The 12,457-nt window shown below is 51.5% G+C and carries 11 protein-coding genes; 7 read left to right on the forward strand and 4 right to left on the reverse strand.

Going from position 1 to position 12,457, the window contains the following annotated elements:
- Positions 1-41 precede the first annotated feature (41 nt).
- From sppA to pncA, 3 genes are all read left to right on the forward strand, one after another.
- A complete protein-coding gene (gene sppA / locus WG891_RS11045; protein ID WP_337262335.1) occupies positions 42-1,895 on the forward strand; it encodes a signal peptide peptidase SppA in 1,854 nt (617 codons plus the stop codon).
- Between the two features lie 80 nt (positions 1,896-1,975).
- Positions 1,976-2,992, forward strand: a complete 1,017-nt coding sequence (ansA, locus tag WG891_RS11050) for an asparaginase (protein WP_337262334.1) — start codon at positions 1,976-1,978, stop codon at positions 2,990-2,992.
- Positions 2,993-3,009: 17 nt separating this feature from the next.
- Positions 3,010-3,642 carry a bifunctional nicotinamidase/pyrazinamidase gene (gene pncA, locus WG891_RS11055; protein WP_337262333.1) on the forward strand — a complete coding sequence of 211 codons (633 nt, stop codon included), beginning with the start codon at positions 3,010-3,012 and terminating at the stop codon, positions 3,640-3,642.
- A gap of 196 nt (positions 3,643-3,838) precedes the next feature.
- On the opposite strand, the gene WG891_RS11060 is transcribed toward pncA, so the two are convergent.
- Both WG891_RS11060 and msrB read right to left on the reverse strand, forming a co-directional pair.
- A complete protein-coding gene (locus tag WG891_RS11060; RefSeq protein ID WP_337262332.1) occupies positions 3,839-4,111 on the reverse strand; it encodes a YeaC family protein in 273 nt (90 codons plus the stop codon).
- A gap of 64 nt (positions 4,112-4,175) precedes the next feature.
- Positions 4,176-4,589 (reverse strand): peptide-methionine (R)-S-oxide reductase MsrB, encoded by a 414-nt coding sequence (gene msrB / locus WG891_RS11065; protein WP_076940251.1) that lies wholly within the window; start codon positions 4,587-4,589, stop codon positions 4,176-4,178.
- Positions 4,590-4,936: 347 nt separating this feature from the next.
- Here msrB and gapA point away from each other — a divergent pair, with 347 nt between their 5' ends.
- Positions 4,937-5,932 (forward strand): glyceraldehyde-3-phosphate dehydrogenase, encoded by a 996-nt coding sequence (gene gapA / locus WG891_RS11070; protein WP_337262331.1) that lies wholly within the window; start codon positions 4,937-4,939, stop codon positions 5,930-5,932.
- 86 nt (positions 5,933-6,018) lie between these two features.
- Positions 6,019-6,894 carry a D-hexose-6-phosphate mutarotase gene (locus tag WG891_RS11075; protein ID WP_337262330.1) on the forward strand — a complete coding sequence of 292 codons (876 nt, stop codon included), beginning with the start codon at positions 6,019-6,021 and terminating at the stop codon, positions 6,892-6,894.
- 93 nt (positions 6,895-6,987) lie between these two features.
- On the opposite strand, the gene WG891_RS11080 is transcribed toward WG891_RS11075, so the two are convergent.
- A complete protein-coding gene (locus WG891_RS11080; protein WP_337262445.1) occupies positions 6,988-7,692 on the reverse strand; it encodes a MipA/OmpV family protein in 705 nt (234 codons plus the stop codon).
- Between the two features lie 487 nt (positions 7,693-8,179).
- Here WG891_RS11080 and yeaG point away from each other — a divergent pair, with 487 nt between their 5' ends.
- Together yeaG and WG891_RS11090 are read left to right on the forward strand one after the other, a co-directional pair.
- Positions 8,180-10,114 (forward strand): protein kinase YeaG, encoded by a 1,935-nt coding sequence (gene yeaG / locus WG891_RS11085; protein ID WP_076940255.1) that lies wholly within the window; start codon positions 8,180-8,182, stop codon positions 10,112-10,114.
- 119 nt (positions 10,115-10,233) lie between these two features.
- Positions 10,234-11,505, forward strand: coding sequence for a YeaH/YhbH family protein (locus WG891_RS11090; protein ID WP_076940256.1), 1,272 nt, complete (start codon positions 10,234-10,236; stop codon positions 11,503-11,505).
- A gap of 397 nt (positions 11,506-11,902) precedes the next feature.
- On the opposite strand, the gene cspE is transcribed toward WG891_RS11090, so the two are convergent.
- Positions 11,903-12,115: a transcription antiterminator/RNA stability regulator CspE gene (gene cspE / locus WG891_RS11095; RefSeq protein ID WP_076940257.1), complete on the reverse strand. Its 213-nt coding sequence runs from the start codon at positions 12,113-12,115 to the stop codon at positions 11,903-11,905.
- Positions 12,116-12,457 lie beyond the last annotated feature (342 nt).

Genomic DNA, 12,457 nt, shown 5'->3' on the forward strand with positions numbered 1-12,457 from the left:
ATTAGGATAGCGGAACATTCTCGACTCTTGTTGGAGAGCACATGCGCACATTGTGGCGATTCATTGCTGGCGTTTTCAAGTGGACCTGGTGTCTGCTGAATTTTATCAGGGAATTTATCCTGAACTTATTTTTGATTCTGCTGGTCCTGGTTGGGGCCGGCATCTATCTTTCTTTCCAGAGCAGCACGCCGGTGGAAACGCCACGAGGCGCGCTGCTGGTGAACCTGAGCGGCGTTGTGGTCGATCAGCCGTCGATGAACAGCCGCGTTCGCCAATGGGGGCGTGAGTTGCTGGGCGCCTCCAGCAATCGTCTGCAAGAGAACTCGCTGTTTGACCTGGTGGACATGATTCGCAAGGCCAAAGACGATAAAAACATCACGGGTATGGTGTTGCAGCTCAATGATTTCGCCGGTGCCGATCAACCTTCTCTGCAATATATCGGCAAGGCGCTGCGCGAATTCCGCGACAGTGGCAAACCGATCTTTGCCATTGGCGACAGCTACAATCAGACACAATACTATCTGGCCAGCTATGCCAATAAAATCTATCTGTCCCCGCAAGGGGGAGTCGATCTCCACGGCTTTGCGACCAACAACCTGTATTACAAATCCTTGCTGGACACCCTGAAAGTCACGACCCATATTTTCCGGGTCGGGACTTATAAATCCGCGGTGGAACCGCTGATCCGCAACGATATGTCTCCGGAAGCCCGCGATGCCGACAGCCGCTGGGTGGGTGGCCTGTGGCAGAATTACCTGTCAACCGTCGCCGCCAATCGTCAACTGACGCCAGAACAGCTGTTCCCAGGGGCTGCGGCGATCCTCACTGGCCTGCAAGCCGCCGGGGGCGATACGGCCAAGTTTGCGCTGGACAGCAAACAGGTTGATGAACTGGCCTCACGCCCCGAGATTGAAGCTCAGTTGATAAAAACCTTCGGCTGGGACAAGCAGACCAATGATTTCAACGCGGTCAGCATCTACGACTATCAGCCTAAATCAACGCCGGATCAGGGGGGGGAAATCGCCGTCATCTTCGCTAACGGCGCAATCATGGATGGCCAGCAGACTCCTGGAAGCGTCGGTGGTGATAGCACTGCAGCACAGCTGCGCCAGGCGCGCCTGGATCCGAAAATCAAAGCGGTGGTCTTCCGTGTGAATAGCCCTGGCGGCAGCGTGAGCGCTTCTGAGGTGATCCGCTCTGAGCTGGCCGCCGTGCGAGCAGCCGGAAAACCGGTGGTCGTCTCCATGGGCGGGATGGCCGCTTCCGGTGGTTACTGGGTTTCAACACCTGCGGATTACATCATCGCCAGCCCGAGCACCCTCACTGGCTCCATCGGCATCTTTGGTATTATCAACACCTTTGAAAACACGCTGGGCAGCATTGGGGTGCATACCGACGGGGTAGCCACCTCACCGTTGGCCGATTTAGCGATCACCAAGGCGTTACCTGCCGAGTTCTCGCAAATGATGCAGTTGAACATTGAGAACGGCTACAAGAACTTTATCAATCTGGTGGCTAAAGCACGGAACATGACACCAGAGCAAGTTGATCTCATTGCTCAGGGCCACGTCTGGCTTGGCAATGATGCCAAGAAAAATGGCCTGGTCGATCAATTGGGTGACTTTGATGACGCCGTGAAGAAAGCCGCCGAGTTGGCCAAACTGCCACAGTGGCAGCTTAACTGGTTTGTGGATAACCCAAGCCTGGCGGATATGATCCTCAGCCAGTTTGGTGTTTCCATCCATGCAATGCTGCCTGCGGCTCTCCAGTCGATGCTGCCAGCCCCGCTGGCATCGGTTGCTTTGGCAGTGAAGGAGCAACCCGGCCTGTTCAATAATCTGAACGATCCACAGCATCGTTATGCTATCTGCCTGACCTGTGGTGAAGTGCGTTAACACATGGCTCTCTGGCCCGGCATCTGCCGGGCTTATTCCCCTATAATTCAGCTCATCTGAAATCTATTAAGATTTATGCTATGCACAAGAAATCCATTTACGTCGCCTATACCGGTGGCACGATCGGGATGCAACGTTCTGAACACGGCTATATTCCGGTTTCCGGCCACTTACAGCGCCAGCTGTCGCTGATGACCGAATTTCATCGCCCGGAAATGCCCGACTTCACCATCCATGAGTATGCACCGCTGATCGACTCCTCTGATATGACGCCGGAAGACTGGCAGCATATTGCCGACGACATTAAGCAGCATTACGATCAATATGATGGTTTTGTCATCCTGCACGGCACCGATACCATGGCTTTTACCGCCTCGGCGTTATCCTTCATGCTGGAAAACCTGGACAAACCGGTTATTGTGACAGGGTCACAGATTCCTTTGGCAGAACTGCGTTCCGACGGCCAGACCAATCTGCTGAATGCGCTGTATCTGGCGGCCCATCATCCGGTGAATGAAGTTTGTCTGTTTTTCAACAACAAACTGTTTCGCGGCAATCGCACCACTAAAGCCCATGCCGACGGCTTTGACGCCTTCGCCTCACCCAACCTGCCGCCGCTGCTGGAGGCCGGGATCCATATCCGCCGCCAAACCGGCATCGCTTCGCCGGTTTGTCACGGCGATCTGATAGTGCATAACATCACGCCACAACCGATCGGCGTGGTCACCATCTACCCAGGGATTTCCGGTGCGGTAGTGCGTAACTTCTTGCTGCAACCGGTAAAAGCCCTGATCCTGCGCTCTTATGGCGTCGGCAATGCGCCACAGAAGGCGGAATTGGTGGATGAATTGCGCGATGCCTCTGCGCGTGGCATCGTAGTGGTTAACTTGACTCAGTGCATCTCTGGCCGGGTCAACATGGAGGGATATGCCACCGGCAATGCCCTGGCCCATGCTGGCGTGATCAGCGGCTTTGATATGACGGTAGAGGCTGCCTTAACCAAGCTGCATTACCTGTTGAGCCAACCTCTGACACCGGAAGATATTCGCAGCCAGATGCAACAGGATCTGCGTGGTGAACTGAGTCCTGCGGGCTAGCCTGTCGCGGAGTGGAAATGAAAACTGCCCTACTGCTGATTGATTTGCAAAACGATTTTTGCCCCGGTGGCGCACTGGCGGTTGCCGAAGGCGATCGGACCATTGCCATTGCCAATCAGGCGATCGAAGCCTGCCTGGCAAGGCAGGAGGTCGTGATTGCCAGCCAGGATTGGCACCCGGCCAATCACCGCAGCTTTGCGGTGAACTCTCACGCACAACCCGGCACGCTCGGTGAGCTTGAAGGATTGCCGCAGGTCTGGTGGCCGGTACACTGCGTGCAAGGCACTTCTGGAGCCGCATTCCATCCGCAGCTCAAACAACAGGCACTGGCAGCGGTGTTTCGTAAAGGTGAAAACCCGAACATCGACAGCTACAGTGCGTTTTTTGATAATGGCCATCGCACGCAAACGGCTCTTGATAGCTGGCTGAAGTCGCAGGGGATCACCCATCTTGCCGTGATGGGGTTGGCAACGGATTATTGCGTCAAATTCAGCGTGTTGGACGCCTTGCATCTGGGTTACCACACCACGGTGATCACAGAGGGATGCCGAGGCGTCAATCTACAACCGGAAGATAGCCAACAAGCACTATTGGCGATGCAGCAAGCGGGAGCACAATTGGTGACACTGTCACAGTTTATCCAACGCTAATTTTGTGGAGCACTGTTCGCTGCGCCCCGGTTTCTCAAACCTTTAGCCCATAAAGGGATTAGGTGGGGCGATGTTCTGGGAATATGGTGCGGATGATAATAACCGTTTAGCCCATCAGTTGGCTGAAACACTCGGCATCAATACGCTGAAAAAGTGAAACGGCCAGGGCGATGCTGACATCGCCCTGTATGCCAGCTTACTGCGGTTTCAGCTTCACCAAAGGCTCGGCAACAAACTGCTGTTTCAGCTCCTGCTTGCTTTTCATCACTATCTGCCCATCGGTGTCAATGCTCATATGCTGTGGATCGGCATTGTGCATCGACTGCCAGAGCATTACCGCCTGTAGACTGTTTTCTTTCTGTTCCGGCGTCAGGGCAACGCCATCAGGCCATTTACCCAGCTCCACGGCCTGCACCAACCGCCGGTAGATTTCTGGCGTCATGGCCGCAATCAGGTCTTTCACTTCCATCAATGCGTTTCCTCACTCACAGATGAATAATTAGCTGAATCGATTTTGTTGATCAATTGACTCCCTAACCCACCGTTTTCTCACCACTCTCATTGTCGGTGAAACTCAGTGATGCCGAGTTGACACAGTAACGTTCACCCGTTGGCTGCGGGCCATCGGGGAATACGTGTCCCAGATGCGCATCACAATGGCCACATCGGATCTCAACACGATGCATATTATGTGAATTATCATCAAGATAAAGAATGGCATCATCAGAAACCGGCTGGTAGAAACTGGGCCATCCACAGCCAGAATCATACTTGCTGTCGGAGTAAAACAGCGGTGCGTTACAACATAGGCAATGGTACACCCCATCACGTTTGTTGTGCAGCAACTTACCGGAGTAAGGCGCTTCTGTGCCACGCTCCTGCGTAACATAGCGTTGGATTTCATTCAGTTCCGTGACGGGTTGATGAGGCATTGTCTCTTTAGCCATTTGTGCGATTCCCGAAATAGTCGATAACATCAACGAAAACAATAAGTAATGATAACAAAAAATTAACAACGCTGCAGGCCTTTTTAGCCTAAACTATACCGCATAAAGGTTACGCCACAACTAATGTGATCCTGATCACATATATTGTACGCAGTGACTTTATACTTAGTGGTTTGCCCCCATATCAAGATGAGACCAAACGTAAATGGAATGTGCAATAAGCGTGCAAAACCGGGTTTCAGGTTTGACTTGCCGCAAGAATTGACACGATTCCGCTTGACGCTCGGTAAGGTTTTTGTAATTTTACAACCAACCTTTTATTCACTAACAAATAGCTGGTGGAATATATGACTATCAAAGTAGGTATCAACGGTTTTGGCCGTATCGGTCGCATTGTTTTCCGTGCTGCTCAGGAACGTTCTGACATCGAAATCGTTGCAATCAACGATCTGTTAGACGCAGAGTACATGGCTTACATGCTGAAATACGACTCTACCCATGGCCGTTTCAACGGTACTGTAGAAGTTAAAGACGGCCACCTGGTTGTTAACGGTAAGACCATCCGTTGTACCTCAGAAAGAGATCCGGCTAACCTGAAGTGGAACGAAGTCAACGTTGACGTCGTTGCAGAAGCAACAGGCCTGTTCCTGACTGACGAAACTGCGCGTAAGCACATCGCTGCAGGCGCTAAGAAAGTAGTTCTGACAGGTCCATCTAAAGATGACACCCCAATGTTCGTTATGGGCGTGAACCATAAATCTTACGCTGGCCAAGAAATCGTTTCTAACGCTTCTTGCACCACCAACTGCCTGGCACCGCTGGCTAAAGTGATCAACGACAAGTTCGGTATCGTTGAAGCGCTGATGACCACGGTTCATGCGACCACCGCAACTCAGAAAACCGTTGATGGCCCGTCTCACAAAGACTGGCGCGGCGGCCGCGGCGCAGCCCAGAACATCATCCCTTCTTCTACCGGTGCTGCTAAAGCAGTAGGTAAAGTTATCCCAGAACTGAACGGCAAACTGACCGGTATGGCGTTCCGCGTTCCTACCCCGAACGTGTCTGTGGTTGACCTGACTGCTCGTCTGGCAAAACCAGCTTCCTACAAAGAAATCTGTGCTGCTATCAAAACCGCTTCTGAAGGCGAGCTGAAAGGCGTGCTGGGCTACACCGAAGACGAAGTGGTTTCTACCGATTTCAACGGCGAAACACTGACTTCCGTATTCGATGCGAAAGCCGGTATTGCTCTGAGCGACACCTTTGTGAAACTGGTTTCTTGGTACGACAACGAAACTGGTTACTCTAACAAAGTATTGGATCTGATCGCTCACATCTCCAAGTAATTTGGCGTGAGGTGGTAGTGATCATAAGGGCGACATGAGTGTCGCCCTTTTTACTGGTTTTTTGCGGCGAAAAGAAGGCAACTTACGTGTACGAGAAAATCTTCACCCTACCCGTTACCGAACAAATCACTCCCTTTATCAGCCAGCGTCAGCTGGATGAACTGCCGGTGGTGGTAGTGACTCACCCCAAAGTACGAGCAGCCATTAGCTTACAAGGTGCACATTTGCTGGCCTGGCAACCCGACGGCGATCGGCCAGTGATCTGGCTAAGTGACAATACCCCATTCAAACAAGGTATCGCGATCCGCGGCGGTGTGCCGATTTGTTGGCCCTGGTTCGGCACAGCGGGAACCCCCTCCCACGGTTTCGCACGCAATCAGCCTTGGCACTTAACGGCTCACGATGAAGATGAAAACGGCGTGATCCTGACCTTTACGCTGCAAGATAACGCGCAAACTCGCGCCCAGTGGCCGCATGCCTTTACGCTCATTGCCCGTTTCAAGCTGGGCGAAGAATGCGAGATTGAGCTGGAGTCTCAGGGTGATTATCAGGCAACTGCCGCGCTGCACACCTATTTTACAATTGGCGATATCACTCGCATCAGCGTTGCCGGCCTTGGTGAGCACTATATCGATAAAGTAGCGCATATTGCTGACGCACGTCAGGCAGGAGATCTGGTCTTTGTCGGGCAGACCGATCGGGTCTATACCCAGCCCTCGACAAACAGCCTGATCAAAGACCCGGTGTTACAGCGCACCATCGAAGTCAACCATCATGATATGAGCGACGTGATCGCCTGGAACCCAGGTGCTGCATTGTCTGCCAGCATGGTAGATATGACGGATGAGGGATATAAAACCATGGTATGCGTGGAAACTGGCCGAGTGACCACACCACTGCTTGCCTCAGGTGAACAACCAGCTCGCTTGGCGGTGACGTTCCGCAGCCGCAAAGGCAGCTAAACCTGCCTTGAACGCACTGCACTCTCATTGTGCAAAAGGGGCGCTATCGCCCCTTTTTAGTGCAATCGGCGCACAATTATCGTGCGCGCAGACTCAGAAGTTGTAACTCACCCCGGTCAGCAAAATACCCGTATAGGATTTATCGACCATCGGGCTATCCTTAACTTCGTTAGACAAGCTGATATAACGGCCGGTGACAAACGCATTCCAATTCGGGTTGAACCTGTAATTTGCCGTCAGTTCAACATAGGGCGCGAAGCTATTACCTGGCGAATAGCTGTCCAAGCCACTGCGACGGGATTCGTTATCGCTGACGCCATAGTAATAATCGGTTTTATTCTTACTGCTCCAGGCTACCCCGACTCCCGGCACTAACGTCCAGTTATCCAGCATAAAGCGGTGGAGATACGTCACATCCCCCAGCATACCGTTGCTGTTATTCAGCGTATCCGCCGATAATGCAGTACGGATGGTTCCCCACTCTGCATTATAGGAATACGCCAGCCCGGCCATCAGCGTACCACGACGTTTATCTAAGCGTTTCATGCGCTCATCATCAGTGTCGCCAGGCTTAAAGGATTGCGGAAGGTAATACGCCATCACGCTCAATTTGTTCTGCTGATCATTCCACAGATAATAGCCGGCCGTCAGGCTGCGAAAATAGAAGTTGTCATCTTCATAGTTAATGATGGGCAGTGGATAAACGCGGGTTTGATAACCACGGTACGGCTCTGGCGTAACCAATACACCTGCCCCGAGAGACAAGTTCCCTGCTTGAGCAGTGTGCACACACACCATTGCAGAAGCGACAATTGCTAGCGTTTTGAAATGAGATGTCTTCACTGGTTTTTTCCGTAAATAGCAGAGTAAACGATGCATATAGTTTATGTGAAAATGTAACTACCTGCCTAATCTTTACAATATAAAATGACCAAGATCGAATAACTTAGAACGGAAGTATGAATTATTGATGGCAGAACCATGACATATTTCGCCGCAACCCGCGCCAGACAAGGCATTTGGCCACTATGCAATAACTGAGTCATTGATATGACTTAAAAAAAGCTTTTTTTCATGCAGGAAATTTTCCAGTATGCAACTACGCTTAAATCAGAAGGTGAATTTATCCTGGGCTCAGTGGCAATACAGCGCAACTCGTGATAATAAGCGCACCAAGTTGGCATACGAGTTGCTGTACTCAGAGATAACGTCGCTCTTTCGGGAGCCAGAATACCAACACCAGCTCCCTTTAACCTGTGCTAATAACGAAAGGACGGGCATCGCCATGAACATATTTGACCACTATCGCCAGCGCTACGAAGCTGCCAAGGACGAAGAGTTCACACTGCAGGAATTTCTTACCATTTGCCGGCAAGATCGCAGTGCATATGCCAATGCGGCGGAACGTCTGCTGATGGCTATCGGTGAACCAGTCATGGTGGACACCGCGCTTGAGTCACGCATGTCGCGCCTGTTCTCCAACAGAGTGATCGCACGCTATCCGGCATTCGAAGAATTCTACGGTATGGAAGAGGCTATCGAACAGATAGTTTCTTACCTGAAACACGCCGCTCAGGGCCTTGAAGAGAAGAAACAGATCCTTTACCTGCTGGGCCCGGTGGGCGGCGGTAAGTCATCGCTGGCAGAACGTTTGAAAGCGCTGATGCAACGCGTGCCCATTTACACCCTGAGCGCCAATGGGGAGCGCAGCCCGGTCAATGACCATCCGCTGTGCCTGTTCAACCCGCAGGAAGATGCCAATATTCTGGAAAAAGAATACAACATCCCCATGCGCTATCTCGGCACCATTATGTCGCCGTGGGCAGCGAAACGCCTGCATGAGTTCGGCGGTGACATCACCAAATTCAAAGTTGTGAAGGTTCGCCCTTCCATCCTTGACCAAATTGCCATCGCCAAAACCGAACCTGGCGATGAGAACAACCAGGATATTTCCGCACTGGTGGGCAAAGTGGACATCCGTAAACTGGAAAACCACGCGCAGAACGATCCAGATGCCTACGGTTATTCCGGTGCCCTGTGCCGGGCCAACCAAGGGATCATGGAGTTCGTCGAAATGTTTAAAGCACCGATTAAAGTGCTGCATCCTCTGCTGACGGCCACCCAGGAAGGTAACTACAACGGGACTGAGGGGATTTCTGCCCTGCCGTTCAGCGGCATTATCCTGGCGCACTCGAACGAATCGGAATGGGTGACCTTCCGTAACAACAAAAACAACGAGGCTTTCCTCGACCGTGTTTACATCGTCAAGGTGCCTTACTGCCTGCGGGTGTCGGAAGAGATCAAAATCTACGACAAGCTGCTGGATCACAGTGAGCTGACACACGCTCCGTGCGCCCCTGGCACACTGGAAACGTTGGCCCGCTTTACCGTGCTCTCACGGCTGAAAGAGCCAGAAAACTCCAGTATCTACTCGAAGATGCGGGTTTATGACGGCGAAAGCCTGAAAGACACCGATCCGAAAGCCAAGTCGTATCAGGAATACCGCGACTATGCCGGGGTTGATGAGGGAATGAACGGTCTTTCGACCCGTTTCGCCTTCAAAATTCTGTCTCGGGTATTCAACTTTGATCACGTTGAAGTGGCTGCAAACCCGGTCCATCTGTTCTACGTGCTGGAACAGCAGATCGAACGCGAGCAGTTCCCACAGGATCAGGCTGAAAAATACCTGGAGCACCTGAAAGGCTATCTGATTCCGAAATACGCCGAGTTTATCGGCAAGGAAATCCAGACCGCTTATCTGGAATCTTACTCCGAATACGGCCAGAACATTTTTGACCGCTATGTCACCTACGCTGATTTCTGGATCCAGGATCAGGAGTACCGTGACCCCGATACCGGCCAACTGTTTGACCGTGAGTCCTTGAATGCTGAACTGGAGAAAATCGAAAAACCAGCGGGTATCAGCAACCCGAAAGATTTCCGCAACGAGATCGTCAACTTTGTTCTGCGCGCCCGCGCCAATAATAGTGGCCGGAATCCGAACTGGACCAGTTACGAGAAGCTGCGGACGGTGATCGAGAAGAAAATGTTCTCGAATACCGAAGAGTTGCTGCCAGTCATTTCCTTCAATGCGAAAACCTCAACGGATGAGCAGAAGAAACACGATGACTTCGTCGACCGTATGATGGAGAAAGGCTATACCCGTAAACAGGTTCGCCTGCTGTGTGAATGGTACCTGCGGGTAAGGAAATCTTCATAATGTTTGCGGCCATGGCGTCATAGATAGCCTGTATACCTAGTGACTTTCGGGTTGCAGCCAACGGGCTGCAACCTGGAAGCTGCAGGTAGAGAAAGTTGGCAACGTTGTTTGGGGGATGTATGGCCTATTTCATTGACCGACGGCTGAATGGCAAAAACAAGAGCATGGTGAACCGCCAGCGCTTCTTGCGCCGTTATAAGTCGCAAATCAAACAGTCGATTGCCGAAGCCATCAACAAGCGTTCGGTGACCGACGTCGACAGCGGGGAGTCAGTTTCGATTCCTTCGGGTGATATCAGCGAACCGATGTTTCATCAGGGGCGTGGCGGTACGCGCCATCGCGTTCATCCAGGCAACGATCACTTTGTGCAAAATGACCGCGTCGAACGGCCACAAGGTGGCGGTGGCGGCGGAGGTAGCGGCCAAGGCAATGCCAGCCAGGACGGAGAAGGTGAAGATGAATTCGTCTTCCAGATCTCAAAAGATGAGTATCTCGACCTGCTGTTTGAAGATCTGGCGCTGCCAAACCTGAAGAAAAACCAGTACAAACAGTTAACAGAGTACAAAACCCATCGTGCCGGTTACACCGCTAACGGCGTACCGGCGAATATCAGCGTCGTGCGTTCATTGCAAAACTCACTGGCGCGGCGAACCGCGATGACGGCCGGTAAACGGCGGGCATTGCATGAGCTTGAAGATACCCTTACCCAGTTGGAAAACACCGAACCGGTGCAACTGCTGGAAGAGGAGCGCTTGCGTAAAGAAATTGCCGAACTGCGCAAGAAAATCGACAGTGTGCCCTTTATCGACACCTTCGATTTGCGCTACAAGAACTATGAGCGCCGCCCAGAGCCTTCCAGCCAAGCGGTGATGTTCTGCCTGATGGACGTTTCAGGTTCAATGGATCAGGCCACCAAAGACATGGCCAAACGTTTTTATATTCTGCTCTATCTGTTCCTGAGCAGGACTTATAAGAACGTTGAGGTGGTGTATATCCGCCACCATACGCAGGCCAAAGAAGTGGACGAACAGGAGTTTTTCTACTCGCAAGAAACGGGCGGTACCATTGTCTCCAGCGCGCTGAAGCTGATGGAGGAAGTGGTTGAGGAACGCTACGATCCGGCGCAGTGGAACATCTATGCCGCACAGGCATCGGACGGCGATAACTGGGCGGATGACTCACCGCTTTGTCACGAACTGTTGGCGCAAAAGATCCTGCCGATGGTGCGTTACTTCAGCTACATCGAGATCACACGCCGTGCCCACCAAACGCTGTGGCGTGAATATGAAAATCTGCAGGCAACCTTTGAAAACTTCGCCATGCAGCATATCCGCGAGCCAGAGGATATCTACCCGGTATTCCGGGCACTTTTCCACAAACAAACGGCGTAAAACCGATCTTAATCTCAATCAGCCAGATAACTCAGGTTTCTGGCTGATTGTATTTCTGCCTGAATATTCCATCCGTAAAACAAAAAACCCCGGCATGGCTGCCAGGGCTAGAATTTGTGCCGGTCGCTTTCCCGGCTGTCATGGTGCGGTGTAAGCGTTCATCGAACACTCCAACTTTACACGGCCTGAGCACGGCCCTTTCACAACAGAAAAACCTACTGTTCTCAATAACCTTTTCTGTTGCTGAAGTCTGGATAGTGGGTGGAGGCTTTCGCGGTGGGAAATCTTCACCCCCGGCACAAAGCCGGAGGTGAATAGGTAGGGTGGGTTAACGCTTGTCTGCTCCGGTCTTTGCCATCATCGCTGTCGCAAGTTTCTATCGCCCTACCGGCTCAGATTACAGCGCGGTAACGTTGCCAGCTGACGGGCCTTTAGCACCATTTTCGATGGTGAACTCAACCTTTTGGCCTTCATCAAGCGTTTTATAATCATTCCCCTGAATGGCAGAAAAATGCACAAACACATCTTTGCTACCGTCAGCAGGGGAAATAAAACCAAAACCTTTACCAGCGTCAAACCATTTTACTAAACCAGTCATTTTATTAGACATAGATACTTCCTTCATTATTTTTTAGGCCGCCATAGTGGCGAGTGAGGTCTGCTATTCAGTGGAAACTTATGGGGCACTAAAGAAGAGAATTCGCGGAAGAAGAGGTATCTGTCGGATATCACTAATACTGAGAACTGCTTTACTAAAACTGCTTTCATAAGGTCTGTGCTACAAACCGATGACGTCATTTACTCATAACCATCCGTTATTAGCAATCTATATTTATAATTATTTTTGATAAACGACTAAAACCCCCCTTGCCTGAGAACAATAAGCCAGAGCCAAACGTTGCTTGTCACAGGTTAACCCCCTAGAATGCGCAGCTCAAAAAACAACTTGGAT

Source organism: Serratia sp. MMO-28 (assembly GCF_037199905.1).
GTDB classification, from domain to species: domain Bacteria; phylum Pseudomonadota; class Gammaproteobacteria; order Enterobacterales; family Enterobacteriaceae; genus Chania; species Chania oryzae.

What these genes read in the sequence shown, in the direction of transcription:
- WG891_RS11080 (WP_337262445.1), bottom strand. Translation starts at nt 7,692, where the DNA reads ATGGTGTGTGTGCACACTGCTCAAGCAGGGAACTTGTCTCTCGGGGCA.
- cspE (WP_076940257.1), bottom strand. Translation starts at nt 12,115, where the DNA reads ATGTCTAATAAAATGACTGGTTTAGTAAAATGGTTTGACGCTGGTAAA.
- yeaG (WP_076940255.1), top strand. Translation starts at nt 8,180, where the DNA reads ATGAACATATTTGACCACTATCGCCAGCGCTACGAAGCTGCCAAGGAC.
- WG891_RS11090 (WP_076940256.1), top strand. Translation starts at nt 10,234, where the DNA reads ATGGCCTATTTCATTGACCGACGGCTGAATGGCAAAAACAAGAGCATG.
- ansA (WP_337262334.1), top strand. Translation starts at nt 1,976, where the DNA reads ATGCACAAGAAATCCATTTACGTCGCCTATACCGGTGGCACGATCGGG.
- msrB (WP_076940251.1), bottom strand. Translation starts at nt 4,589, where the DNA reads ATGGCTAAAGAGACAATGCCTCATCAACCCGTCACGGAACTGAATGAA.
- pncA (WP_337262333.1), top strand. Translation starts at nt 3,010, where the DNA reads ATGAAAACTGCCCTACTGCTGATTGATTTGCAAAACGATTTTTGCCCC.
- WG891_RS11060 (WP_337262332.1), bottom strand. Translation starts at nt 4,111, where the DNA reads ATGGAAGTGAAAGACCTGATTGCGGCCATGACGCCAGAAATCTACCGG.
- gapA (WP_337262331.1), top strand. Translation starts at nt 4,937, where the DNA reads ATGACTATCAAAGTAGGTATCAACGGTTTTGGCCGTATCGGTCGCATT.
- sppA (WP_337262335.1), top strand. Translation starts at nt 42, where the DNA reads ATGCGCACATTGTGGCGATTCATTGCTGGCGTTTTCAAGTGGACCTGG.